Origin of the sequence: Streptomyces sp. SID5469, assembly GCF_009862865.1 — a bacterium.
GTDB lineage: Bacteria > Actinomycetota > Actinomycetes > Streptomycetales > Streptomycetaceae > Streptomyces > Streptomyces avermitilis.
Genome location: NZ_WWIN01000001.1, coordinates 3,352,671 through 3,377,726 on the forward strand (window position 1 = coordinate 3,352,671; position 25,056 = coordinate 3,377,726).

Below are 25,056 nucleotides of genomic sequence, written 5' to 3' on the forward strand. Positions count from 1 at the left end.
GCTGGACGGGGTGGACAACGGCCTGTTCCCAGGCGTTACCCGGGGTTCGACGAAGGGGCCGGAGCGTCACGCTCCGGCCCCTCGCCGTCGGGCTTACGCCTCTTCGTCGTTCACCCAGCTCATGAGCTTGCGCAGCTCCTTGCCGGTGGTCTCCAGGAGGTGGTTCTCGTCCTGGGTCTTGTACTCGTTGTACTTCTTCAGACCGCCGTGGTACTCGTCCATCCAGGCCTGGGCGAACGTGCCGTCCTGGATCTCGGCGAGGACCTTCTTCATCTCGGCCTTGGTGGCGTCCGTGATGATGCGGGGGCCGGTGACGTAGTCGCCCCACTCGGCGGTCTCGGAGATCGACCAGCGCATCTTCTCCAGGCCGCCCTCGTACATGAGGTCGACGATCAGCTTCAGCTCGTGGAGGCACTCGAAGTACGCGATCTCCGGCTGGTAGCCCGCCTCGGTCAGCGTCTCGAAGCCGGCCTTGACCAGCGCGGCCGTACCACCGCAGAGAACCGCCTGCTCACCGAACAGGTCGGTCTCGGTCTCCTCGGTGAAGGTCGTCTTGATGACGCCGGCGCGGGTGCCGCCGATGCCCTTCGCGTACGAGAGGGCGAGCGCGAAGCCGTTGCCCGTCGCGTCCTGCTCGACGGCCGCGATGCACGGAACGCCGCGGCCCTCCTCGTACTGGCGGCGGACCAGGTGGCCCGGGCCCTTGGGGGCGACCATGCACACGTCGACGCCGGCCGGGGGCTTGATGAAGCCGAAGCGGATGTTCAGGCCGTGGCCGAAGAACAGCGCGTCGCCGTCCTTGAGGTTGTCCTTGATGGACTCCTCGTAGACCTGGGCCTGGATCGGGTCCGGGACGAGGATCATGATGACGTCGGCCTCGGCGGCGGCCTCCGACGGCGTCACCACGCGCAGGCCCTGCTCCTCGGCCTTCGCCTTGGACTTGGAGCCCTCGTGCAGACCGACGCGGACGTCGACACCCGAGTCACGCAGCGACAGCGCGTGGGCGTGGCCCTGGCTGCCGTAGCCGATGACCGCGACCTTGCGGCCCTGGATGATGGACAGGTCGGCGTCGGCGTCGTAGAACAGCTCGGCCACTTTGGGTTCTCTCCTTGGTGTGCAGGTGATGCGTCCCACCGTATGCCGGTGAGGTGACGGGAAGTTTCGGGGTCTCGGAATGCGGGCGGCCGACGACTGACGACCGCCCGTTTCCAGACTTACGCGGATCGGTCCAGCGCGCGCAGCGAGCGGTCCGTGATCGAACGTGCCCCACGTCCGATCGCGATCGTTCCGGACTGGACGAGCTCCTTGATGCCGAACGGCTCCAGCATCTTGAGCATGGCCTCCAGCTTGTCGCTGCCGCCGGTGGCCTCGATGGTGACGGCCTCCGGGGAGACGTCCACGGTCTTGGCGCGGAACAGCTGGACGATCTCGACGATCTGGGAGCGCGTCTCGTTGTCGGCGCGCACCTTCACCAGAACGAGTTCGCGCTGCACGGCCGCGGACGGCTCCAGCTCGACGATCTTCAGGACGTTGACGAGCTTGTTGAGCTGTTTGGTGACCTGTTCGAGCGGCAGTGCCTCGATCACGTTCACCACGATGGTGATGCGGGAGATGTCGGGGTGCTCGGTGACACCGACGGCGAGCGAGTCGATGTTGAAGCCGCGCCGGGAGAACAGGGCGGTGATCCGGGCGAGGACACCGGGCTTGTTCTCGACGAGGACGGAGAGGGTGTGCTTGCTCATGGTTCTGACTCGGCTCTCTCTCAGTCGTCTTCGTTGTCGCCGAAGTCGGGGCGGACGTCCCGGGCGAACATGACCTCGTCGTTGGAGGTGCCTGCGGCGACCATCGGCCAGACCATCGCGTCCTCGTGGACGATGAAGTCGATCACGACGGGGCGGTCGTTGACGGAGTTCGCCTCCGCGATGACCTTGTCGAGGTCGTCCGGGGACTCGCAGCGGATCGCGTAGCAGCCCATGGCCTCCGACAGCTTCACGAAGTCGGGGACGCGGGTGCCGGCGCTCGGCTGCTTTCCGTCCGCGCCCGGGCCGCTGTGCAGCACGGTGTTGGAGTAGCGCTGGTTGTAGAAGAGGGTCTGCCACTGGCGGACCATCCCGAGGGCGCCGTTGTTGATGATGGCGACCTTGATCGGGATGTTGTTCAGGGCGCAGGTGGTGAGCTCCTGATTGGTCATCTGGAAGCAGCCGTCGCCGTCGATCGCCCAGACCGTACGGTCCGGCTGACCGGCCTTGGCGCCCATCGCGGCCGGGACCGCGTAGCCCATCGTTCCGGCGCCGCCGGAGTTCAGCCAGGTCGCGGGCTGCTCGTACTTGACGTAGTGCGCGGCCCACATCTGGTGCTGGCCGACGCCCGCCGCGAAGATCGTGCCCTCCGGGGCGAGCTGCCCGATGCGCTCGATGACCTGCTGCGGCGACAGCGAGCCGTTGTCCGGCTGCTCGTAGCCCAGCGGGTACGTGTCGCGCCAGCGGTTCAGGTCCTTCCACCAGGCGGTGTAGTCGCCGGCGTGGCCCTCGCTGTGCTCCTTCTGCACGGCCTGGACCAGGTCGGCGATGACCTCGCGGGCATCTCCGACGATCGGCACGTCCGCGGCGCGGTTCTTGCCGATCTCGGCCGGGTCGATGTCGGCGTGCACGATCTTGGCGTACGGGGCGAAGCTGTCCAGCTTGCCGGTGACGCGGTCGTCGAAGCGGGCTCCGAGGGCGACGATCAGGTCGGCCTTCTGCAGCGCGGTGACGGCGGTGACCGCACCGTGCATGCCCGGCATTCCCACGTGCAGCTTGTGGCTGTCGGGGAATGCGCCGAGCGCCATCAGGGTGGTGGTGACGGGCGCTCCGGTGAGTTCTGCGAGGACCTTCAGCTCGGCGGTGGCCTTGGCCTTGAGGACGCCGCCGCCGACGTAGAGGACGGGCCGCTTGGCCTGGGTGATCAGCTTGGCGGCCTCGCGGATCTGCTTGGCGTGCGGCTTGGTCACCGGGCGGTAGCCGGGCAGGTCCGGGGTGGGCGGCCACTGGAAGGTGGTCTGCGCCTGGAGGGCGTCCTTGGCGATGTCGACGAGGACCGGGCCCGGACGGCCGGTGGAGGCGATGTGGAAGGCCTCCGCGATCGTCCGCGGGATGTCCTCGGCCTTGGTCACCAGGAAGTTGTGCTTGGTGATCGGCATGGTGATACCGACGATGTCCGCCTCCTGGAAGGCGTCCGTACCGATCGCCTTGGACGCGACCTGCCCGGTGATCGCCACGAGCGGCACCGAGTCCATGTGGGCGTCGGCGATCGGGGTCACCAGGTTGGTGGCACCCGGGCCGCTGGTGGCCATGCACACGCCGACCTTGCCGGTGGCCTGCGCGTAGCCGGTGGCCGCGTGACCCGCGCCCTGCTCGTGCCGGACGAGCACGTGCCGCACGCGCTTCGAGTCCATCAGCGGGTCGTAGGCCGGGAGGATCGCGCCGCCGGGGATACCGAATACCGTCTCCGCCCCGACCTCCTCGAGCGAGCGGATGAGGGACTGCGCGCCCGTGACGTGCTCGGGGGCGGACTGCTGTCCTCCGGAACGGGGCCGCGGCTGCGGATGGTGGGCCCCGGTGGCCTGCTCGGTCATCGGCATTCTCTTCTCGATGCTGAGGGTTTTTGCGAGGTTTGTACGGTGTTGAACTGGTGCCTGTGCAACAAAAAACCCCTCGTGCCGTGAGGCAAGCGAGGGGAGCGCGCCGGGTGCGGTCGCTGGGTGTTCCGGGTCGTCCGGTACTTCACCAGCTCAGCCGACGCGCTTTCCAAGTACGAGAATTCGGGTGCGCATGGCATTGACCCTCCCCCCGGCACGCACCGACTGTCAAGTGGGTGGGACGGGAGTCTCATTATGTGAGCGGAGGGCCGTACCGCCACCGAACACGACCGGCACACCAGGCGTGTACACCCCGGCACCCCCGCCCGCGAAGGCGGGCTCGGCCGGTCCGTGGGGCACCGGGTACTGCCCGGTGGCCAGGGCCCGGCGCAGCCGGTACTCGTCGAGCGGGCCGGAGAAGGCCGTGCCCTGCCCGTGCGTGCAGCCCATCGCACGGAGAGCGAGCACCTGCTCGGGCAGGTCCACCCCGTCGGCCACGGACTGCAGCCCGAGGTCGCTGGCGATGCGCAGCAGCCCGCTGGTGATCTTGTGCAGCCGCGCGGACTCCACCACGCCCTCGACGAGGCCACGGTCCAGTTTCAGTACGTCCACGGGGAGCCTGCGCAGGGCCGTGATGGCCGCGTAGCCGCTGCCGAAGCCGTCCAGGGCGATCCGGACGCCGATCCGCCGCAGCGCGCTCAGCCTGCGCTCCAGCTCGTCCAGGGAGACCCGTGGGTCGGTGTCGGACAGCTCGATCACCAGGGCGCCCGAGGCGAGCCCGTGCCGGGTCAGCAGGGCCTCCACGGAGCCGAGGGGCAGGGAGCGGTCCAGCAGACGGCGGGCGCTCATCCGGACGCCGACGGGTACGGCGAGGCCGGTGGCGGTGCGCTCGGCGGCCTGCTCGACGGCCTCCTCGAGGATCCAGCGGCCCAGCTCGGCGGCCTTGTCGCTGTCCTCGGACACGCGCAGGAACTCGGCGGGCGTGAAGAGCACGCCCTGGGAGGAACGCCAGCGCGCCTGGGCGGTGACCGAGGTGATCCGGCCGTCCTCCAGCGACACCACGGGCTGGTGCAGCAGCGCGAACTCGCCGTCGTGCAGAGCGGCGCGCAGCCGGGTGGCCAGCTCCGCCTTCCGTACGACGTCCTGCTGCATCTGTGGCGCGTACAGCTCGACGCGGCCCTTGCCGGCGGCCTTGGCCCGGTACATGGCGAGGTCGGCGTTGCGCAGCAGGTCACCGGCGCCGAGGCCCGGCTCGGCGAAGGCCACGCCGATGGACGCGGCGACCCGGACATCGTTGCCGCCGATGGCGTACGGCTGCGAGAGGGTGACCCTCAGCCGGTCGGCGAGCTCCATGATGTGGCCTTCGCGGGCGGTGCGGTCGCGGGTGCCGTCGCCGACGATGAGGGCCGCGAACTCGTCGCCGCCGAGCCGCGAGGCGGTGTCCCCGTACCGGACCGCGTCCTGGAGTCTGCGGGCGGCCTGGACGAGGAGCTCGTCGCCGGCCTGGTGCCCGATCGTGTCGTTGACCGCCTTGAAGCCGTCGAGGTCGATGAAGAGGACGGCCGTGCCGCGGTCGGAGGTGCGGCGGCCGGAAAGCGCCTGCTGGACGCGCTTGGTGAACAGGGCGCGGTTGGGCAGGTCGGTGAGCGGGTCGTGCTCCGCGTTGTGCTGCAGCTGCGCTTGCAGGCGCACCCTTTCGGTCACGTCCCGGCTGTTGAAGATGAGACCGCCGTGGTGCCGGTTGACGGTCGACTCGACGTTCAGCCAGCCGCCGTAGCCGGACTTGAAGCGGCACTCGATGCGGGTGGTGGGTTCCTCGGTGTGGCTGGCGGCGAGGAAGCGGCGCACCTCGTGCACCACGCAGCGCAGGTCCTCCGGGTGGATGAGCGAGGCGAGCTCGGTCCCGACGAGGTCCTCGGCGGGCCGCCCGTACACGCCCGCGGCGGCCGGGGAGACGTACCGGAGGATGCCGTTGGGCGCGGCGATCATGATCACGTCGCTGGAGCCCTGCACCAGGGAGCGGAAGTGGTTCTCCTTCTGGGCCAGCTCCTGGGTGAGGGTGATGTTGTCGAGCAGCATGATGCCCTGGCGCACGACGAGGGCGAGCACGACGGCGCCCGCGGTGATGAGCACCACTCGGTCGACGTTGCGGCCGTTGAGCATGTTGTAGAGGATCCCGAGCGTGCAGACGGCGGCGGCGAGATACGGCGTGAGGGCGCCCAGCGATCCGGCGATCGGGCGGGTGGCCGGATACCGGCTGTGACCTCCGTCCTGGAGGGGTGCGCGCGGCCGGTCGCCCGGGTGGCCCGGTGGGCGAGGCCCCGCAGGCCGTGAGCCCGCCGGCCGTGGCCCCGGCACGTGCTCGTGCACCACGCGTGCGTGCCCGCTCTCCCGCTGCCCGAACCGGACGCCGACCCAGGGGGCGTACGCGAGGAGCAGCGAGCCGGCGAACCAGCCGGCGTCGAGGAGCTGGCCCGAGCGGTAGTTGTCGTGCAGCAGGGGCGAGGTGAACAGGGCGTCGCACATCACGGTCAGGGCCAGCGCGCCGATCGCGGTGTTCACCGCGGAGCGGTTGACCGCCGAGCGCCTGAAGTGCAGGGCGAGAACCATGCTGACCAGGGCGATGTCGAGCAGTGGATACGCGAGCGAGAGCGCCGTGTGCGCGACGCTCGGCCCGTCGAACTTCGCCGCCTGGGCGAGTGCGAGGCTCCAGGAGAGCGTGAGCAGCGAGCCGCCGATCAGCCAGGCGTCCAGGACGAGACACACCCAACCTGCTTTGGTCACGGGCCGTTTGGCGAGCACCAGCAGCCCCACGATGGCGGGCGGCGCGAAGCAGAGGAAGAACAGGTCGGCGTAGCTGGGGCTGGGCACGGGGTGGTGGAGAATCACCTCGTACCACCCCCAAACCCCGTTGCCCAGTGACGCCATGGCGGAGGAGAGCGCGAACAGCAGCCATGCGAGTCGGAAGCGGCTGCGACGCGTGCGCGCATAGAGGAGGCAGGAGACCGCCGCGGTACCCGCCGCGGCGCTCAGCCCGAAGTCGCCCATGACGAGTGCGACCCTCTGGGAGCCCCAGCCGAGCGCGGAACCGAGGGCGTATCCCGCGCACACCAGGGCCAGTACGAGTTGCGGGACCAGGCTCGTCCCGCCGCCGAGTGCCGGCTGGCGGACAAGCAGCGCCCCGGGGGAGCTCACCGGGCCCACCGGGCCCGGGCCGCTGCGGGGTCCCGCAGGTCCGGCGCCGGCTGTGCGTGCCGCTTGCGACCGCCGGGCCTGCGCTGGTGATGGCCACCGAGGCCGCGTCTGCGCGCCGCCGCACACCAGGGTCGCCGTCGGCCGCCCCGCCGCGTCGGATCGTTGGTCCATGGACCGTGCATCATCCGTCGCCCCCCTCGCAGTCTGAAATGTCCATCCCCGGCGCCGAATGGTGCGCGGCGCAGCCCCTGTCGGGACGATACACCAGTCTCGTCACTCAGGGACATAGCTTCTCTACGCTCCGTGACGATCAACGGGGGAACGGAAACTGCCCGCATCCAGGGAACTGCGGAGGGTGCCCGAAGTGGACGGGAGGCCAACCGGACACCAACGGGAGGTGACTTACGCACCCGTGGTGAGAACCAGGTTGTCCAGCGGTTCTCCGCGCGCGAAACGGTTCAGCTGCGCCACCAGGAGCCGCTTGGCGCGCGGCAGGAACGCGGAGGTGGGGCCGCCGGTGTGGGGGCTGATGAGCACCCCCGGCGCATGCCACAACGGGTGCCCCGCCGGCAGCGGTTCGGGGTCGGTGACGTCAAGTGCCGCCTGGATGCGGCCGCTCTCCAGCTCGGTCAGCAGCGCCTCGGTGTCGACGACGCCCCCGCGGGCGACGTTGACCAGCAGCGCACCGTCCTTCATCCGGGCCAGGAAGTCCGCGTTGACCAGGCCTTTCGTCTGTTCTGTGAGGGGCGTGACGACCACCACCACATCGGCGTCCAAAAGAAGTTCAGGCAATCGGGAGATGGGATGCACGGGGCCGCGCGCCGTCTCGCGTCCCGAGCGCGCGACGCGCGCCACCCGCGCGAGCTCGAACGGCGCGAGCCGGTCCTCGATCGCGCTGCCGACCGAGCCGTACCCGACGATCAGAACGGACTTGTCGGCGAGCGCCGGACGGAACCCGGAGCGCCACTCCTCCCGGTCCTGTCCCCGTACGAAGTCGGGGATGCCCCGGAGGGAGGCGAGGATCAGCGTCAGTGTGAGCTCCGCGGTGCTGGCGTCGTGCACCCCACGCGCGTTGCACAGCTGCACGCCCTCGGGCAGCAGTCCGAGGCCGGGCTGGATGTGGTCGATGCCGGCGGAGAGCGTCTGTACGACGCGTACGGACGTCATCTCCGGCAGGGGGCGCAGCGCGATCTCGGCGCCCTTCATGTAGGGCACGACATAGAACGCGCAGTCGGCGGGGTCCGCGGGGAACTCCTTGCCGCCGTCCCAGAAGCGGTAGGTGAGGTCCTCGGGGAGGCCGTCGATCTCCTCCGCGCGAAGCGGGAGCCATACGTCGGAAGTCATGGTCAGGAGGCTATGCGAAGCGTCCGGCACCGCATTGGTTAGTTTGGGGTGCCAGGAGAGGGAGGGTTCGGCCACGTGGAGCGCAGGACTATCGGCGCGGCGACGCTCGATGTGGGGGCCGTCGGACTCGGATGCATGCCGATGAACTGGGCGTACACCGGTTCGCGGCAGCGGGGCGACGAGTCGCTGCGGACCGTGCACCGGGCGCTCGACGTGGGCGTGACGCTGCTCGACACCGCCGACATGTACGGCCCGTTCACCAATGAGCTGCTGGTGGGGCGGGTGCTGAAGGAGCGCCGCTCCGAGGCCTTCGTGTCGACCAAGGTGGGCCTGCTGGTGGGCGACCAGCACATCGTGGCCAATGGGCGCCCCGGCTATGTGAAGCGGGCGTGCGACGCCTCGCTGCGCCGCCTCCAGACGGACGTGATCGACCTCTACCAGCTGCACCGCGCGGACCCGGAGATTCCGGTCGAGGAGACATGGGGTGCGATGGCGGACCTCGTCCGGGCCGGGAAGGTACGGGCGTTGGGGCTGTGCGCGGTGGGCGCGCGTTCCGCCCGCCGCTCCGGGGCACGGCTGCACGACGCCACGATCCGGCAGCTGGAGCGGGTGCAGCAGGTGTTCCCGGTGAGCGCGGTGGAGGCCGAGCTGTCGGTGTGGTCGAAGGAGGCACTGGACGCGCTGCTGCCGTGGTGCGCGGCGCGCGGGGTCGGCCTGCTGGCCGCGATGCCGCTCGGCAACGGCTTCCTGACCGGCACGCTCACGCCCGGCGAGGGCTTCGAGCCGGACGACCTGCGGGCCCGGCACCCCCGCTTCACGGCGGAGATGATGGCCGCGAACCAGCCGATCGTGGTGGGCCTTCGGCGCATCGCCCGGCGGCACGGGGACGAGGTCACACCCGCGCAGGTGGCGCTGGCGTGGCTGCTGGCGCAGGGCCCGCACGTGGTGCCGGTGCCGGGGGCGAAGCGGGCACGGTGGGTGGCCGAGAACGCGACCGCGGCCGGGCTGCGCCTGACGGCAAGGGACCTGGCGGACGTGGCGGCCCTGCCCGCGGCACGGGGGTCCTGGGACTGAGTGCGGGTCCGCGGCCCGGGTGCCGGGGCCGACGGGTCCGCGACGCGGGGGCCCGGAACGGAATGGTGGGGGCCGGCCGCCTGGGACTCGGATCCGGCCGCCTCGGGCGCGACCGGCCCGGTGCGGAGCGGCATGATCCGGCCGCCTCGGACGCGGCGGGCCGGGGCCCGGCCGTGGTGGGTTCCGGGATTCGGGGCCGGCGATCGGGAACCCAGGAGGCGCGTGCGGTGTAAGACAGGTAGAAGCCCCACGTCGAAGGGACCACGATCGTGCAACGTCGAGCTGCGGCGGCCGTACTGGCCGCGGCCTCCCTCCTGCTGGCGTCCGGCTGTTCCTCCGGCGACGGAGGAACCCCGGGCGCGGACAGGAGCACCTCACCGGGCCGTACGGCGCCGGGGTCGTCGTCCTCCGGGAAGACGGCGGAGGCAACCCCGCCCGCGAAGGGCTCGGTGAAGGTGGTGCGCACGGTCGCCCAGGGTCTGAAGACCCCCTGGGGCCTCGCCCCGCTGCCCGACGGCGATCTGCTCGTCACCTCCCGGGACGACGGGACGATCACGCGGATCGACGAGAAGACCGGCAAGAAGACGGAGTTGGGCTCGGTGCCGGGCGTCTCCGCCGCCGGCGAGGGCGGCCTCCTGGGCATCGCCCTCTCCCCGTCGTACGCCTCGGACCACATGATCTACGCGTACTTCACGACGGCGTCGGACAACCGCATCGCCCGCCTGCTGCACGAGGAGCACAAGCCGTCGGGCGAGCAGCTGGGGGCACCGGACACGGTCTTCAAGGGCATCCCCAAGGGGTTCATCCACAACGGTGGCCGGATCGCGTTCGGCCCGGACAACATGCTCTACGCGGGCACGGGTGAGTCGGGCAACCGCGGCCTGGCCCAGGACAAGAAGTCCCTGGGCGGAAAGATCCTCCGCATGACGCCGGAGGGCGAACCGGCGCCCGGCAACCCCTTCGGTGACTCGGTCGTGTACTCGTACGGCCACCGCAATGTCCAGGGCCTGGCCTGGGACGACAAACAACGCCTGTTCGCCGCGGAGTTCGGCCAGGACACATGGGACGAGCTGAACGCGATCAAGCCGGGCGGCAACTACGGCTGGCCGGACGCCGAGGGCAGGTCAGGCGACGCGAAGTACCGCGACCCGATAGCCCAGTGGCACACCGCCGAGGCCTCCCCCAGCGGCATCGCCTACGCCGAGGGCTCCCTCTGGATGGCGGGCCTGCGCGGTCAGCGCCTGTGGCGGGTCCCGCTGAAGGGCACCGAGGCCTCGGCGGCCCCCCAGGCCTTCCTGAAGGGCACCTACGGCCGACTGCGCACGGTGGTCCCGGCGGGCGACGGCAAGCTGTGGGTGACGACGAGCGAGACGGACGGCCGGGGCACACCGGGGAAGGGGGACGACCGGATCCTGGAGCTGCAGGTGACGTAGGAAAGGCTCGCGGGCCTCAGTCCTCACCGGGCTCCGGGGCGGCGGCGGGCTCCGGGGCCGCGGGCGGCTCCGGAGCCGCGGGGGGCTGCTTCGGCGGGCGTACGACGACCTTGCCCGAGGACAGGTCTATGGGCCCTCTTCCGGGGTCGCCGTCGTTCACATCCGTTCGGCTGAGTTCCAGGCGCTTTCTCTCGTCATTGGTGTGCTTACGGCCTGGTGCGAAGAGTTCCTCGAACATGTTGAACACAGGGCCTCCCTCGGCCGGGATCCGTTCCAGCGTATGTCTCACCCCGCCGCCGGGGCAGCGGGTGCCTCGGGCGGGAACAACCGCATCCGATGCGCCAGCGCCGCCGCCTCCCCCCGCCCCGCGACGCCCAGCTTGGCCAGGATGTTGGAGACGTGGACACTCGCCGTCTTGGGGGAGATGAACAGTTTCTCGGCGATCTGGCGGTTGCTGCGGCCGGCGGCGACCAGGCGCAGCACGTCGCGCTCCCGGCTGGTCAGCCCGAGCGCCTCGGCCGGGTCGGCGGGCGGGCTCTGCCGCGTCGTCCCGGACAGGGTGAGCCGGGCGCGCTGGGCGAGCAGGGCGACCGATTCGGCGAGCGGGCGGGCGCCGAGGTGGTCGGCCACCGCCCCGGCCAGGCGCAGCAGTTCCGTGGCGCGGGCGCGGGCGTCGTCGTCCGCGCCGGAGGCCAGCAGGGACTCGGCGAGGCGGTGGCGGACGCGGGCGAGGTCGTAGGGGCGCTCCAGCGGTTCGAAGGCGGTGACCGTCTCGGACCAGTCCCGTGGGGTCCCGGCGCCCTCGGCGCGCAGCAGCTCGGCGCGCAGCCAGTGCCCGTAGGCCTGCCAGACGGGCACGTTCGTGGCGAGTGTCTTGGCGGCCTTGTGGATGTCTTCGAGAACCTCGCCACGCCCCGGCTCGGCGCCGGGCAGGCCGAGGGCGTCCGCCTCCGCGGTGGCGGCGGCCAGCAGCAGCGGCCAGCCGTAGCGCTGGGTTCCGGGCGGGAAGCCGGTGTCCAGCGCGGCGGCGAGTTCGGCCCGGGCATCCAGGAGGCGGCCCTCCGCCGCGGCGACGCCGATCGCGATGCGGCCGAGCGGCAGGGCGTGCTGGGGCATGGTGTCGTGGGTGCCGAAGTGTTCGCGGGCGGCGGTCAGTTGGCGGCGGGCCACGGTCAGGTCGCCGCGGGAGAGGGCGAAATGGGCGTGCAGCGTGGCGTGGAAGCCGCGGCGTTTTGCGCTCTGGCCGACGCGCTCCGAGCTGATCGCGGCTTCACCGGCCTCGTCCCAGCGACCGAGGGAGTGCAGGGATTCGGCGAGGTTGCCCCACACCAGGGCCTCGATGTCCAGCAGACCGAGCCGCCTGGCGAGGCCGACGCCTTCCTTGAGGACGCGGACGGCTTCCTGGGAGCGGCCGATGCCTTCCAGGTGGGACGGCAGGTTCACATGGAGGCGGCCCAGCACGGCGGCGTCGCCGAGCGCCTTTGCCTGTTCCTTGACCTCGTGCAGCTCGGTGAGCCCCGCCTCGATGTCGCCCGCTTCGACGAGGAGCCCGCCCAGGGTGAGCCGCGCGTTCAGCTCGATGTCCCGGGCGCCCACCATGCGCGCGTACTCCACGGCGCGCTCGGCGGCCATGAGCGCGTCGGGTCCCGGCTCGTGCACCATCGACCAGTTGGCGACGGTGGCGAGCACCTCGGCGTGCACCTCCGAGGGCGGTAGGCCCCGGACCAGTTCCTGGGCGGTGGCCAGCTCCTTCCAGCCGTCGCCGCGGGCCGTGGTCTGCACCAGCCGGGAACGCTGGGCCCAGAACCAGGCGGCGCGAAGGGGGTCCCCACGGCCCGAGCCGGACGGCGAGTTCGGGTGGTGATCGTCCTCGTCCTCCAGGAGGCGCAGGGCCCGCCTGGTGATCTTCAGCGCGCGTTCGCGTTCCCCGCACAGGCGGCCCGCGACGGCGGCCTCGGCCATCAGGTCGAGGTAGCGCAGGGGGGTGGTGGCCGGGTCGCAGCCGCAGGGCGGATAGACCTCGGCGTAGTCGACGGGGCGCAGGCCGGCCCGTATCGAGTCGGGGGCCAACTCCCACAGCTCCATCGCCCGCTCCAGGAGCCGCAGTTGCTCGGCGTGTGCGTGCCGGCAGCGGGCCTCGACGGAGGCGTCGAGGACGGCGGGCAGCGCCTTGGCCGCGTCGTGGGCGTGGTACCAGTAGCTGGCCAGGCGAGCGGCGCGCTCGTCGGCCGGTACGAGTGCGGGATCGGCCTCCAGGGCCTCGGCGTAACGCCTGTTGAGGCGGGAGCGCTCGCCGGGCAGCAGGTCGTCGCTGACGGCCTCGCGGACCAGGGAGTGGCGGAAGCGGTAGCCGTCGCCGCCGGGTGCGGCGATGAGGATGTTGGCGCCGACGGCGGCACGCAGCGCCTCGATGAGGTCGTCCTCGGCGAGCCGGGCCACGGCGGCCAGCAGCCGGTACTCGACGGTGGAACCGCCCTCGGCGACGATCCGGGCGACCCGCTGCGAGCTCTCGGGCAGCCCCTCGACGCGTACGAGGAGGAGGTCGCGGAGGGAGTCGGTGAGGCCGGTGCAGCAGCCCTCGTGGGCGGCGACGGCGAGTTCCTCCACGAAGAAGGCGTTGCCGTCGGAGCGTTCGAAGATGTCGTCGACCTGGGCGGGGTCGGGTTCCGCGGCGAGGATGCCGGCGATCTGGCGGCCGACCTCGGTGCGGTTGAAACGGGCGAGTTCGATGCGGCGGACGGTGCGCAGGCGGTCGAGTTCGGCCAGGAGGGGGCGCAGGGGGTGGCGGCGGTGGATGTCGTCTGCGCGGTAGGTGGCGACGACGGCCAGGCGGCCGCTGCGCAGGGTGCGGAAGAGGTAGGCGAGGAGATGGCGGGTGGAGGCGTCGGCCCAGTGCAGGTCCTCCAGGAGGACGACCACCGTGCGGTCGGCGGCGAGGCGCTCCAGGAGGCGGGCGGTGAGTTCGAAGAGGCGGGCCGTTCCCTCCTCGTCGTCCCGGGGGCCGCGCCTGGCCTCGCCCAGCTCGGGCAGCAGGCGGGCCAGCTCCGCCTCCTGGCCCGCGGCCGCGGCGGCGAGTTCGTCCGGGAGCTGTCTGCGCAGGGCGCGCAGGGCGGTGGAGAACGGGGCGAACGGCAGCCCGTCGGCGCCGATCTCGACGCAGCCGCCGACCGCCACGACGGCGCCGGTACGGCCGGCCGCGGTGGCGAACTCCTCGATCAGCCGTGTCTTGCCGACCCCGGCCTCACCGCCGAGCAGCAACGCCTGCGGCTCGCCCGCGGCGGCACGGGTGAGCGCGTCGGCGAGTGCGCCCAACTCTGCGGCGCGGCCGACGAACACGGGACTGACGGACCTGGTCTCCACGGTCCCGAGCATCGCACGGGGGTCGGACAACGGGGCAGCGAATATCGGCGGGCGGGCGGCAACGGCCGGTGCGCCACCGACACCGAGGCCGGCGAGGACGGCGGACGCGTCGCCGATGCCGACGACGGCAGACGCGCCACCGGTGCCGACGACGGCAGACGCGTCGATGCCGGCGGCGGCCCGGACGGCCGGCACCGACATCGACGGGGCGGTGTCCCCCGACGGCGCCCCCGCCCGGGACCGGCCGACCCCCGTACGGCCGGTCCCCCTGCGGCTGTCCTCCCGGGACCCGCCGGTCCCGGTACGGCCGTCCTCCCGAGGTCGGCCGATCCCCGTACGGCCGTCCTCTCGGAGCCCCGGGCCCGCGCCGCCCGGCGGCTCCCCCGCGCTCGTGTTCACGCGGCGCGGGCGAACCGCGGCCGGCGGGGACGGTTGCTATGGGACGTGGACTGTCCCTCCGTGTCGGGTTCCCCGGCGGCGGCCTTGCGGGCGTCGCGGGCGTCGCGGCGCAGGCGGAGGGCCTCGCGGACGAGACGGTGGTTCTGCGCCTCGCGGATCAGGTCGGCGGAACGGATCTGGTGGAGCTCGTACTCGAACATCTCGTGTCCCTCGTGAAGAGTCGGTTTCCGGCTTCGCTTGTTGCGATGCCTCAACTTTCGTCTCCAAGGCGGGTGTGCCACATCGGGAGAGTTCCGCATCTTGCACGCGCGAGGGGCCTTAGATCCGCCGTGGGTGTCCTACGGCGGACCTAAGGCCCCTCAGAACGCGCTAAGTACGTGCTCCGGCCCTGCTCGGGAGGATCAACTCGCCGACGGCAGGCCCAGGATGATGTCGGTGTACTTCGCGACCGCGAGCAGCAGACCGATCACACCGAGGGCGACGCCGCCCCAGGCGACCGACTTGATCCACGCGGGCTGCGGCTTGCCGGGGGCACCGAACGCGGGCCGGGCGAGCACCACGACGCCGACGATCAGCGCGGCGAGCGCGAACAGCCCGCCGATCAGCGCGGTCGTGGCCCAGGCATCGCCGTAGACCTCCTTGACCTGCGTGGCGACGGTCGCCGACGACGAGGTCCCCAGCTGGCCGACCAGGGTCTCGCGCGCGGCGGCCACGGTGGCGACCCAGCTGCCGGTGAGCGACACGAGGCCGAGCCCGGCGGAGACGACGGCGCCGGCGCCCTGCCCCACGCCGGAGGGGCCCTCCTGGGTGTCCCCCCGAAGGCCGTCGACCTCGTCGTCGGCCACCTCGGACTCGTCGGACTCGTCGGCCGCGGCCTCGGCGTCGGTCTTCGCCTCGGTGGCCTCGGTGGTCTCGGTGGACTTTTCGACCTTGGTGGTGTCCACCTTTGCCTCGTCGCTCTTCGCCTCGGTGCCGGTCTCTGCCCCGGCCTCGTCAACTGTCTTGGTTCCCATGTCTGGCACCGTACGGACGCTCTCTGAGAGGTTTCTTAATGATCGTTGTGAGTGGTACGCGCGCGTGCCGCCCGCCACTCGGGCGCGAGCACCGACCACACCTCGGTGTCCTGGCGCACGCCCCGGTGGACGGAGTTCCCCCGAAGCACGCCGTCGCGGCTCATGCCCAGTCGCCGCGCCACCTTGATGCTCGGTTCGTTGGCGGACGACGCCCGCCACTCCACACGGTGGATGCCGCGCCCGTCAACCGCCCAGTCGATGAGCACCCGCATCGCGCGGGTGACGAGCCCCCGCCCGCTCCCGGCGGGTTCCAGCCAGCAGCCGACCTCACAGGTGCCGTTCACGGCGTCGAAGACGCGGAAGAGCACGCCGCCGACGAGCTTCCCGTCCAGCCACAGTCCGTGCAGGCCGCCGTTGTCGGTGGCGCGTTTGTCGGCCCAGGTCCGCAGGACGGCCCGCGCGGAGTCGACGTCCGTCGCGCCCACCCCGAACGGGATGTGCCGCGTGATGAACTCGCGCCCGCGGTCGAGGTGCGCCAGAAACTCCTCGGCGTGCCAGGGTTCCAGCGGACGCAGTTCGGCGCCGTCGTCACCCAGCGATATCGCGTACATCCCGCTGCCGCTCCTTCATCAGTACGTCCGCCGGCGCGTCGCCGGCGCACACGCCGTCCGCGTCGGACATGTCGGCCGCGTCAGCCCCTCGTTGTCCCCGCGTCGTCCCGGAATGGTCCCACGGGACGCGTGGGCGGCCCCGGCGTGCGCCCGGTTCGGTGCCGCGGCGCCGCAGGCACCTGTCGAGGCGGCGCGCCGGCCGCCGGTCGGCGCGCCGGGCAGATCCATGAGGGCGGGGCGCCAGGAGGGTGCGCACTCAGTCGTCCCCGTGGGGCGTCCGGGGGCATACCTGGGGGGTGCATCGGAACCGATGCACCCCCCAGGGCTTGCAAAAAGGCGGAACTCAGCCCTCGCTGACGCCGAGCTTCTCCAGGATCAGCTCCTTGACGCGGGCCGCGTCGGCCTGGCCACGGGTGGCCTTCATGACGGCGCCGACCAGGGCGCCGGCCGCGGCCACCTTGCCGCCGCGGATCTTGTCCGCGACGCCCGGGTTGCCCGCGATGGCCTCGTCGACGGCGGCGGTCAGGGCGCCCTCGTCGGAGACGACCTTCAGACCGCGCTTCTCGACGACCTCGTCCGGAGTGCCCTCGCCCGCGAGGACGCCCTCGATGACCTGGCGGGCCAGCTTGTCGTTGAGCTCTCCGGCGACGACGAGCTGTGCCACCCGGGCGACCTGCGCCGGGGTGATGGGCAGGTCCTCCAGGGCCTTGCCCGACTCGTTGGCGCTGCGGGCCAGTTCGCCCATCCACCACTTGCGGGCGGACGCCGCGTCGGCACCGGCCTCGATCGTGGCGACGATCGGGTCGATGGCACCGGCGTTGAGGATCGACTGCATGTCGTGGGCGTTGACGCCCCACTCCTCGCGCAGCCGGTTACGACGCGCCAGCGGCTGCTCGGGCAGGCCCGCGCGCAGCTCCTCGACCCACGCGCGGGACGGGGCGACGGGGACGAGGTCGGGCTCCGGGAAGTACCGGTAGTCCTCGGCCTCCTCCTTCACCCGGCCCGAGGTCGTGGACCCCGTGTCCTCGTGGAAGTGGCGGGTCTCCTGGATGATCGTGCCGCCGGAGTTCAGCACCGCGGCGTGCCGCTGGATCTCGAACCGGGCCGCACGCTCCACGGAGCGCAGGGAGTTGACGTTCTTCGTCTCGGAGCGCGTGCCGAACTTCTCCCGGCCGTGCGGGCGCAGGGAGAGGTTCACGTCGCAGCGCATCTGCCCCATCTCCATGCGGGCCTCCGACACACCGAGCGCCCGGATGAGCTCGCGCAGCTCGGCGACGTACGCCTTGGCGACCTCGGGAGCACGCTCTCCCGCACCCTCGATCGGCTTGGTGACGATCTCGATGAGGGGGATGCCCGCGCGGTTGTAGTCGAGCAGGGAGTGCGAGGCGCCGTGGATACGGCCGGTCGCGCCACCGACGTGCGTCGACTTGCCGGTGTCCTCCTCCATGTGGGCACGCTCGATCTCCACCCGGAAGACCTCGCCGTCCTCCAGCTGCACGTCGAGATAGCCGTTGAAGGCGATCGGCTCGTCGTACTGGGAGGTCTGGAAGTTCTTCGGCATGTCCGGATAGAAGTAGTTCTTCCGGGCGAAGCGGCACCACTCGGCGATCTCGCAGTGCAGCGCGAGACCGATCTTGATGGCGGACTCGACGCCGATCGCGTTGACGACCGGCAGTGCGCCGGGCATGCCGAGGCAGGTCGGGCAGGTCTGCGAGTTGGGCTCGGCGCCCAGCTCGGTGGAACACCCGCAGAACATCTTGGTCTTGGTGCCGAGTTCGACATGGACCTCGAGGCCCATGACGGGGTCGTACGACGCCAGGGCGTCCTCGTACGACACCAGCTCGTCGGTCGTGGTGGTCACGGTGAAAACTTCCCTCTCAGCCCAGCAGGACGTCGTCGTCGCCCAGGCGCTTGAGCTCCCGGTAGAGGATGGCGAGGCCGGTGACGATGGCGGCGGCGGACACGGCCGCGTCGATGAGGCGCAGCGTGTCGCTCTCGAGGCGGGCCTTCTTGGCCTGCTTGGCGACCCCGATCACACCGAACGCGGTGGTCGCGATGGACAGGTACGTACCGGACTTGGACTTCTTGAAGCCCTTGGCCTTGGTCAGTGCGGTGCTCACAGCGACGGTGCCTCCTCGATCAGCGGGTGCCCCCACTTTTCCACGAAGGCGGCCTCGACGGCGGCGCCGACCTTGTACAGCCTGTCGTCCTTGAGCGCCGGGGCGATGATCTGCAGGCCGACCGGGAGGTTGTCCTCGGGCGCGAGACCGCAGGGCAGCGACATGGCGGCGTTGCCCGCGAGGTTGGTCGGGATGGTGCACAGGTCCGCGAGGTACATCGCCATCGGGTCGTCGGCGCGCTCGCCGATCGGGAAGGCGGTGGTGGGCGTGGTCGGGGAGACGATCACATCCACCTGCTCGAACGACTTCTCGAAGTCGCGGGTGATGAGCGTACGGACCTTCTGGGCGCTGCCGTAGTACGCGTCGTAGTAGCCGGAGCTGAGCGCGTACGTGCCGAGCATGATGCGGCGCTTGACCTCGTCGCCGAAGCCCGCCTCGCGGGTGAGGGCGGTGACCTCCTCGGCGGAGCGCGTCCCGTCGTCACCCACGCGCACGCCATAGCGCAGGCCGTCGAAGCGCGCGAGGTTGGAGGAGCACTCGGACGGCGCGATCAGGTAGTACGCCGACAGGGCGAGGTCGAAGGACGGGCAGTCCAGCTCGACGATCTCGGCGCCCAGCTCCTTGAGGAGGGCGACGGACTCGTCGAAGCGCTGGAGCACACCGGCCTGGTAGCCCTCGCCGCGGAACTGCTTGACGACGCCGACGCGCATGCCCTCGACGCTGCCGTTGCGGGCGGCCTCGACGACCGGCGGGACCGGGGCGTCGATGGACGTCGAGTCGAGCGGGTCGTGCCCGGCGATGACCTCGTGCAGCAGGGCCGCGTCCAGGACCGTACGGGCACAGGGGCCGCCCTGGTCGAGGGAGGACGAGAACGCCACCATGCCGTAGCGGGAGACCGCGCCGTACGTCGGCTTCACGCCGACCGTGCCGGTGACGGCGGCCGGCTGGCGGATGGAGCCGCCGGTGTCGGTGCCGATGGCGAGGGGGGCCTCGAAGGAGGCGAGGGCGGCGGAGGAGCCACCGCCGGAGCCACCGGGGATACGGCTGAGGTCCCAGGGGTTGCCGGTGGGGCCGTACGCGCTGTTCTCGGTGGAGGACCCCATGGCGAACTCGTCCATGTTGGTCTTGCCGAGGATGACGACGTCGGCGGCCTTCAGCTTCTTGGTGAGGGTCGCGTCGTAGGGCGGGATCCAGCCCTCGAGGATCTTCGAACCGACGGTGGTCGGGATGCCCTCGGTGGTGAAGATGTCCTTGAGCGCGAGCGGGACGCCGGCCAGCGGGCCGAGCTTCTCGCCGCGCTCGCGCTTCTCGTCGACGGCGCGGGCCTGGGCCAGCGCGCCCTCGCGGTCGACGTGCAGGAAGGCGTGCACCTTCTCGTCGACGGCGTCGATGCGGGCGAGGTGGGCCTCGGTGACCTGGACGGCCGTGAGCTCGCCGGAGGCGACCTTCGCGGCGATCTCGGCGGCGGTGAGCCTGATGATGTTGACGTTGGTGTCCGTCATGGTGATTAGTCCTCCCCCAGGATCTGCGGCACCTTGAAACGCTGCTGCTCCTGGGCCGGGGCGCCGGAGAGCGCCTGCTCGGGGGTGAGCGACGGACGGACCTCGTCCGCGCGCATGACGTTCGTCAGCGGCAGCGGGTGAGAGGTCGGCGGTACGTCTTGGTCGGCGACCTCGCTGACGCGGGCGACCGCGCCGATGATGTCGTCGAGCTGGCCGGCGAAGTGGTCGAGCTCTTCCGCCTTCAGCTCCAGACGCGCCAGCCGTGCGAGGTGGGCGACCTCCTCGCGCGTGATGCCAGGCATGCAGCGATCCTCTGGGGTGAGAGTGTGTGGTTTGGGCCCAATCCTATGGGGCGGCCGCGGGTGCCCGCGCACGGGCTTGTCCGGGCCCTCTCACCGATCCGGCGGACGGGCGGCTCGCGGGCGACGGGCAACGCCCACGGGAATGCCCACGGGAATGCCCACGCGGTCAGCGGAACGTCACTGGCGGTTCCGGCGATGCGAACGTCACGCGCCGTACGGACGGGTACGGGCGTACAGACGATGCAGGCGGTACGGACGTCACGGGCCGTACGGACGGGTACGGGCCGTACAGACGGCGCGGACGGGAGAACTATTCGTCCGTCGCCGCCGCGGGCAACGCCGCCGTCGGCCGCTGCCACCCCCGCGATCCCCGCGCCCGCAGCCACGCCGTCGCCTCGTCCGCCGGCATCGCCGCGGCCACCAGCCAGCCCTGGACGGCGTCGCAGCCCAGGTCCCGCAACCGCTCCCATGTCTCGTCGTCCTCGACGCCCTCCGCGACGACCAGCAGCCCCAGCGAATGGGCGAGATCCACCGTGCAGCGCACGATCGCCGCGTCCTGCGTGTCGACGGCCAGCCGGGCCACGAACGACCGGTCGATCTTCAGCTCGCTGACCGGCAGCCGCCGCAGGTGCACGAGCGAGGAGTACCCCGTGCCGAAGTCGTCCAGCGACATCTTCACCCCGTGCCCGGTGAGCCCGGCGAGCGTGTCCGCCGCCCGCTGCGGGTCCTCCAGGAGCACGTGTTCCGTTATCTCCAGCTGCAGCGCCCCCGCCGGAACCCCGTGCCGGGCCAGCCGGGCCGCCACCGAACCCGCGAAGCCGGGGGTGTGGACGTCACGCGGCGAGACGTTCACGGCCACCGGCACCCGCAGACCCTGCGCCCGCCAGCGCGCCACCTGCCCGAGCGCCGTCTCCAGCACGTACTCCGTCAGATGCGGCATCAGCCCCGACGACTCGGCGATGGCGATGAACTCGTCCGGCGGCACCTTGCCGCGCTCGGGGTGCACCCACCGCACGAGCGCCTCCAGACCGGCGACCTGCCCGTCGAAGCGCACCTTCGGCTGGTAGTGCAGCTCCACGTCGCCGGCGTCCAGCGCCCGGCGCAGGTCTCCCAGCAGGCCGAGCCGGTCCGGTGTGTTCGAGTCCCGCTTGGACTCGTACACCTCCACCCCCGTACGGTCCCGCTTCGCCTGGTACATCGCGACGTCCGCGCGTTGCAGCAGCCCCTCCGCGTCCAGTGCGTGGTCGGGGAAGACGGCGAGCCCGGCGCTGGCCTCCAGGACGAGCGTGAGCCCGTCGAGGTCGAGCGGCGAGCCGAGGGCTGCGACCAGGTTGCGGGCGACCCGGGTGGCGGACGTCGTGGAGTCCGCGACGGGAAGTAACACGGCGAACTCGTCACCCCCGAGCCGCGCGGCCTCCGCTCCGCGCGGCAGGGCGAGCCGCAGCCGGTCGGCTATCTGCAGCAGCAGCCGGTCGCCGGCGAGGTGACCGAGCGTGTCGTTCACCGCCCGGAAGCGGTCGAGGTCTATCAGCAGCAGGGCGGAGCGCGCCCCGATGCGTTCGGCGTCGTCCAGCGCCGTCCAGGTCCGCTCCAGCAGCCACTGCCGGTTGGGCAGCCCGGTCAGCGGGTCGCGCAGTTGTTCCTCCGCCCGGGCCCGGGCTATCCACAGGGTGGAGTCGAGGGCGATGAGGGGGATGGCGAAGAGCGGCAGCAGGAGCGGGAGCGCGTCGGCGACGACGCAGATCAGCGGCGCGATGCCGAGCAGCGCGACCGCGAGGAGTCCCTGTCTGACCAGGGCGGTGCGGGCGACCGTGGGCACACCGCCGGTGCGCGGCGTGTGCACGTACCAGACCAGTGTGCGGGTCACCGCGAGATAGGCGACCGCGACCAGCGCCAGCTCGGGCACGGTGTAGACGGTCCAGCTCTGGGGGTCCCAGGGCGTCTCGACGGACGGCACGCGCCCGAACGCGGCCAGCACCAGCGCACCCGCGCCGATGCCGAGGAGGTCGACCGAGCCGTGCAGCACGCCCCCTCGCCAGCGGTCGCGTCGGGCTATGCCGACGAGGACGACGACGGTGAGGCTGACCATCCCGGCCGGCACCCAGCCGTACAGCAGCAGGACGGCGAGGGTGAGGGCGGCACCGGAGCCCGTGCCGCCCCACCAGCGGGCGCGGCCGAGCGCGACCAGGTGGCCGACGATGACGCCGGTGAGCACGGCCAGGGACCAGCCGACGGTGCCGGACGGGAAGAGCGCGTGGTTCCAGGTGAACGCCCGGTAGAAGCCGGCGCCGAGCACGAAGCCCGCCGTCGCGACGACGGCCGCGGGCAGCGCGGGCCAGGACAGGTGTCGCTCGGAGTCGGGGCCGGACGTCCCGGGGCCCTGCCCGGCGCCCAGCGCTCCGCTGCCGGGGGCGGCGGTGAGCGGCATGACGCCGGGGGCGTTCCCCCGCGCCGGTCCGCGTCCGTCCACGCCCGCGAGCCCCGAAGTGCGCGCCACGCGGCGGATTCCGCCGGGCTCCCGGCTGCCTCCCCACACGCGGCTCCGTTCGACCGGGGCGACCCCTGTGGGCCGCCGAGACCCCCATCGCCATGCGCCGGACCTCCGGCGCAGCCGTGAGTCCGGGGCGGCGCTCTCGGTCGGTTCCATTCCCGTCCCTCTCACAGCCGGCAGTGCCCACGCGACGCGGCCCGAGTCCATTCAACTGCCGTCAACTGCCAACGGCACCGCGTCTGAAAACCCACCACGCGTCCGGGCACGGCAGGCGCACACCTCAACAGTAGGCCGCAGAAGGCTTCCACGGGCAGCGGTCGTCGACGGTTGCCCGAATGCGACCCGGCCACCCGTATGCATCTGGTATGCGCCGAACGGGTGGCCTTCAACCGCTACTCCTCGGTCGGAAGTGCGACTTCCGCAGCGGCTTCCGGTCCTTGCTCGAGCAGAACGGCGAATCCGGCCTCGTTCAGAACGGGAACCTTCAGCTGCATCGCCTTGTCGTATTTCGATCCAGGATTGTCACCTACGACAACGAAAGACGTCTTCTTCGAAACCGAACCGGTGACTTTCGCCCCGCGGCTCTGCAGGGCCTCCTTCGCGCCGTCCCGCGTGTGGTGTTCGAGCGTTCCGGTGACGACGACCGTGAGTCCTTCGAGCGGGCGCGGCCCCTCGTCCTCTCCGGAGCGCTCGTCCTCCATGCGGACGCCGGCGGCCTTCCACTTTCGGATGATCTCCCGGTGCCAGTCCTCGGCGAACCACTGCTTGACCGCGGCGGCGACGATCGGGCCGACACCGTCGGTGTCCTTCAGCTCCTCCTCGGTGGCCTGGTCGATGCGGTCGATCGAGCGGAACGCGCGCGCCAGCGCCTCGGCCGCGACCGGCCCGACGTGGCGGATCGACAGACCGGTCAGGATCCGGGCGAGCGGGCGCTCCTTGGCGGCCGCGATGTTGTCCAGCATCGAGATCGCGTTCTTCCGCGGCTCGCCCTGCTGGTTGGCGAAGACCGTGGCGACCTTCTCCTCGCCCGTCTTCGGGTCCCGCTTGGGCAGGCCGCTGTCCTGGTCGAGGACGTACGCCTTGATGGGCAGCAGCCGTTCGATGGTGAGGTCGAAGAGGTCGCCCTCGTCGAGCAGCGGCGGCTCGGCGGGCTCCAGCGGCTTGGTGAGGGCCGCCGCCGCGACATATCCGAACTGCTCGATGTCGAGCGACTTGCGGCCCGCGAGATAGAAGAGCCGCTCCCGCAGCTGGGCCGGACACGTGCGCGCGTTCGGGCAGCGCAGGTCGACGTCGCCCTCCTTGGCCGGCGCCAGCGGCGTACCGCACTCGGGGCACTCGGCGGGCATCACGAACGCGCGCTCGGTGCCGTCGCGCAGGTCGACGACCGGGCCGAGGATCTCCGGGATGACGTCACCGGCCTTGCGCAGCACCACCGTGTCCCCGATGAGGACGCCCTTGGCCTTGACGACGTCCTGGTTGTGCAGGGTGGCGAACTCGACCTCCGAGCCCGCGACCGTGACCGGCTCCACCTGCGCGTACGGCGTGACCCGGCCCGTACGCCCCACGCCCACGCGGATGTTGATGAGCTTGGTGTTGACCTCCTCGGGCGCGTACTTCCAGGCGATCGCCCAGCGCGGCGCGCGGGAGGTGGAGCCGAGGCGGCCCTGGAGCGGGATCTCGTCGAGCTTCACGACCACGCCGTCGATCTCGTGCTCCACGGAGTGGCGGTTCTCCCCGTAGTACGCGATGAACTCCCGTACGCCGTCGAGGTCGTCGACCACTCTGGCGTACCGGGTGGTCGGCAGGCCCCACTCGCGCAGCAGCTCGTACGCCTGGGAGAGCCGGTCGATGTCGAAGCCCTGCCGGGCGCCGATGCCGTGGACGACCATGTGCAGCGGGCGGGTCGCGGTGACCCGCGGGTCCTTCTGGCGCAGTGAACCCGCCGCCGCGTTGCGCGGGTTGGCGAAGGGCTTGTCGCCGGCCTCCACCAGACGTGCGTTGAGCTCCTCGAACTTCTCCATCGGGAAGTAGACCTCGCCGCGGATCTCCACGAGGTCCGGGATGCGGTCGCCCTTGAGACGGTCCGGAATCTCCGCGATCGTACGGACGTTGGGCGTGATGTCCTCGCCCGTGCGGCCGTCGCCGCGGGTCGCCGCGCGCGTGAGGCGGCCGTGCTCATACGTGAGGTTGACGGCGAGGCCGTCGACCTTCAGCTCGCACAGGAAGTGGTAGTCGGAGGTGCCGACGTCCTTGGCGACGCGCTCGGCCCAGGCGGCCAGCCCCAGGTCGTCGAAGGCGTTGTCCAGGGAGAGCATGCGCTCACGGTGCTGGACGGCCGTGAACTCCGTCTCGTACCCGCCCGCGACCTTCTGGGTCGGTGAGTCGGGCGTGCGCAGCTCGGGGTACTCCTCCTCCAGTGCCTCGAGGGAGCGCAGGAGGGTGTCGAACTCCGCGTCGCTGACGACGGGGGCGTCCTTCACGTAGTACCGGAAGCGGTGCTCCTCGATCTGCTCAGCGAGCTGCGCGTGCTTCTCCCGTGCCTCGGCGGGTACCGATGTGGGCTGTGCGTGCTGTTCGCCGGCCACCGTGTTGTCCT

18 protein-coding genes are annotated in these 25,056 nt (G+C 71.5%); 2 read left to right on the forward strand and 16 right to left on the reverse strand.

Annotated elements, in window-relative coordinates:
• Positions 1 to 93 precede the first annotated feature (93 nt).
• From ilvC to GTY58_RS14315, 5 genes are all read right to left on the reverse strand, one after another.
• On the reverse strand, positions 94 to 1,095 hold the full coding sequence (gene ilvC, locus GTY58_RS14295) for a ketol-acid reductoisomerase (protein ID WP_010984163.1): 1,002 nt from the start codon (positions 1,093 to 1,095) through the stop codon (positions 94 to 96).
• 119 nt (positions 1,096 to 1,214) lie between these two features.
• Positions 1,215 to 1,742, reverse strand: a complete 528-nt coding sequence (gene ilvN, locus GTY58_RS14300; RefSeq protein WP_010984164.1) for an acetolactate synthase small subunit — start codon at positions 1,740 to 1,742, stop codon at positions 1,215 to 1,217.
• A 20-nt stretch (positions 1,743 to 1,762) separates the two neighbouring features.
• Positions 1,763 to 3,619: an acetolactate synthase large subunit gene (locus tag GTY58_RS14305; RefSeq protein WP_037649761.1), complete on the reverse strand. Its 1,857-nt coding sequence runs from the start codon at positions 3,617 to 3,619 to the stop codon at positions 1,763 to 1,765.
• Positions 3,620 to 3,844: 225 nt separating this feature from the next.
• Positions 3,845 to 6,811, reverse strand: a complete 2,967-nt coding sequence (locus GTY58_RS14310) for an EAL domain-containing protein (protein ID WP_042494376.1) — start codon at positions 6,809 to 6,811, stop codon at positions 3,845 to 3,847.
• A gap of 402 nt (positions 6,812 to 7,213) precedes the next feature.
• A complete protein-coding gene (locus GTY58_RS14315; protein WP_010984167.1) occupies positions 7,214 to 8,155 on the reverse strand; it encodes a 2-hydroxyacid dehydrogenase in 942 nt (313 codons plus the stop codon).
• A gap of 75 nt (positions 8,156 to 8,230) precedes the next feature.
• Between GTY58_RS14315 and GTY58_RS14320 the strand changes: the two genes are divergently transcribed.
• Entirely contained in the window at positions 8,231 to 9,229 is a 999-nt protein-coding gene (locus tag GTY58_RS14320; protein WP_037649762.1) for an aldo/keto reductase, read from the forward strand.
• 269 nt (positions 9,230 to 9,498) lie between these two features.
• Positions 9,499 to 10,662, forward strand: coding sequence for a PQQ-dependent sugar dehydrogenase (locus tag GTY58_RS14325; RefSeq protein WP_010984169.1), 1,164 nt, complete (start codon positions 9,499 to 9,501; stop codon positions 10,660 to 10,662).
• 16 nt (positions 10,663 to 10,678) lie between these two features.
• On the opposite strand, the gene GTY58_RS14330 is transcribed toward GTY58_RS14325, so the two are convergent.
• From GTY58_RS14330 to ligA, 11 genes are all read right to left on the reverse strand, one after another.
• A complete protein-coding gene (locus tag GTY58_RS14330; RefSeq protein ID WP_137951387.1) occupies positions 10,679 to 10,900 on the reverse strand; it encodes a DUF6191 domain-containing protein in 222 nt (73 codons plus the stop codon).
• 47 nt (positions 10,901 to 10,947) lie between these two features.
• The gene (locus GTY58_RS14335; protein ID WP_037649804.1) at positions 10,948 to 14,034 is read right to left on the reverse strand and encodes a helix-turn-helix transcriptional regulator; all 3,087 of its coding nucleotides are present in this window, start codon (positions 14,032 to 14,034) and stop codon (positions 10,948 to 10,950) included.
• Positions 14,035 to 14,417: 383 nt separating this feature from the next.
• Positions 14,418 to 14,621, reverse strand: a complete 204-nt coding sequence (locus GTY58_RS14340; RefSeq protein WP_037649766.1) for a hypothetical protein — start codon at positions 14,619 to 14,621, stop codon at positions 14,418 to 14,420.
• Between the two features lie 201 nt (positions 14,622 to 14,822).
• A complete protein-coding gene (locus tag GTY58_RS14345; protein WP_010984173.1) occupies positions 14,823 to 15,434 on the reverse strand; it encodes a hypothetical protein in 612 nt (203 codons plus the stop codon).
• 35 nt (positions 15,435 to 15,469) lie between these two features.
• Entirely contained in the window at positions 15,470 to 16,045 is a 576-nt protein-coding gene (locus GTY58_RS14350) for a GNAT family protein (protein ID WP_010984174.1), read from the reverse strand.
• A 343-nt stretch (positions 16,046 to 16,388) separates the two neighbouring features.
• The gene (gatB, locus tag GTY58_RS14355; protein ID WP_010984175.1) at positions 16,389 to 17,906 is read right to left on the reverse strand and encodes an Asp-tRNA(Asn)/Glu-tRNA(Gln) amidotransferase subunit GatB; all 1,518 of its coding nucleotides are present in this window, start codon (positions 17,904 to 17,906) and stop codon (positions 16,389 to 16,391) included.
• A 16-nt stretch (positions 17,907 to 17,922) separates the two neighbouring features.
• The gene (locus GTY58_RS14360; protein ID WP_010984176.1) at positions 17,923 to 18,165 is read right to left on the reverse strand and encodes a hypothetical protein; all 243 of its coding nucleotides are present in this window, start codon (positions 18,163 to 18,165) and stop codon (positions 17,923 to 17,925) included.
• Complete coding sequence (gene gatA / locus GTY58_RS14365; protein ID WP_010984177.1) at positions 18,162 to 19,667, reverse strand: Asp-tRNA(Asn)/Glu-tRNA(Gln) amidotransferase subunit GatA; 1,506 nt, start codon at positions 19,665 to 19,667, stop codon at positions 18,162 to 18,164. The genes GTY58_RS14360 and gatA overlap by 4 nt, the downstream gene beginning before the upstream one ends.
• A gap of 5 nt (positions 19,668 to 19,672) precedes the next feature.
• Positions 19,673 to 19,969 (reverse strand): Asp-tRNA(Asn)/Glu-tRNA(Gln) amidotransferase subunit GatC, encoded by a 297-nt coding sequence (gene gatC / locus GTY58_RS14370; protein WP_010984178.1) that lies wholly within the window; start codon positions 19,967 to 19,969, stop codon positions 19,673 to 19,675.
• 310 nt (positions 19,970 to 20,279) lie between these two features.
• Positions 20,280 to 22,616 carry a bifunctional diguanylate cyclase/phosphodiesterase gene (locus GTY58_RS14375; protein WP_010984179.1) on the reverse strand — a complete coding sequence of 779 codons (2,337 nt, stop codon included), beginning with the start codon at positions 22,614 to 22,616 and terminating at the stop codon, positions 20,280 to 20,282.
• Positions 22,617 to 22,852: 236 nt separating this feature from the next.
• Positions 22,853 to 25,045 (reverse strand): NAD-dependent DNA ligase LigA, encoded by a 2,193-nt coding sequence (ligA, locus tag GTY58_RS14380; protein ID WP_010984180.1) that lies wholly within the window; start codon positions 25,043 to 25,045, stop codon positions 22,853 to 22,855.
• Between the last annotated feature and the right edge of the window lie 11 nt (positions 25,046 to 25,056).

Bases quoted from the DNA above. Each gene is read 5' to 3' on its own strand.
- gatA (WP_010984177.1), bottom strand. From the start codon at position 19,667: ATGACGGACACCAACGTCAACATCATCAGGCTCACCGCCGCCGAGATC.
- GTY58_RS14335 (WP_037649804.1), bottom strand. From the start codon at position 14,034: ATGCTCGGGACCGTGGAGACCAGGTCCGTCAGTCCCGTGTTCGTCGGC.
- GTY58_RS14315 (WP_010984167.1), bottom strand. From the start codon at position 8,155: ATGACTTCCGACGTATGGCTCCCGCTTCGCGCGGAGGAGATCGACGGC.
- GTY58_RS14345 (WP_010984173.1), bottom strand. From the start codon at position 15,434: ATGGGAACCAAGACAGTTGACGAGGCCGGGGCAGAGACCGGCACCGAG.
- gatC (WP_010984178.1), bottom strand. From the start codon at position 19,969: ATGCCTGGCATCACGCGCGAGGAGGTCGCCCACCTCGCACGGCTGGCG.
- GTY58_RS14340 (WP_037649766.1), bottom strand. From the start codon at position 14,621: ATGTTCGAGTACGAGCTCCACCAGATCCGTTCCGCCGACCTGATCCGC.
- GTY58_RS14305 (WP_037649761.1), bottom strand. From the start codon at position 3,619: ATGCCGATGACCGAGCAGGCCACCGGGGCCCACCATCCGCAGCCGCGG.
- GTY58_RS14375 (WP_010984179.1), bottom strand. From the start codon at position 22,616: ATGGAACCGACCGAGAGCGCCGCCCCGGACTCACGGCTGCGCCGGAGG.
- ilvN (WP_010984164.1), bottom strand. From the start codon at position 1,742: ATGAGCAAGCACACCCTCTCCGTCCTCGTCGAGAACAAGCCCGGTGTC.
- GTY58_RS14330 (WP_137951387.1), bottom strand. From the start codon at position 10,900: ATGTTCGAGGAACTCTTCGCACCAGGCCGTAAGCACACCAATGACGAG.
- GTY58_RS14350 (WP_010984174.1), bottom strand. From the start codon at position 16,045: ATGTACGCGATATCGCTGGGTGACGACGGCGCCGAACTGCGTCCGCTG.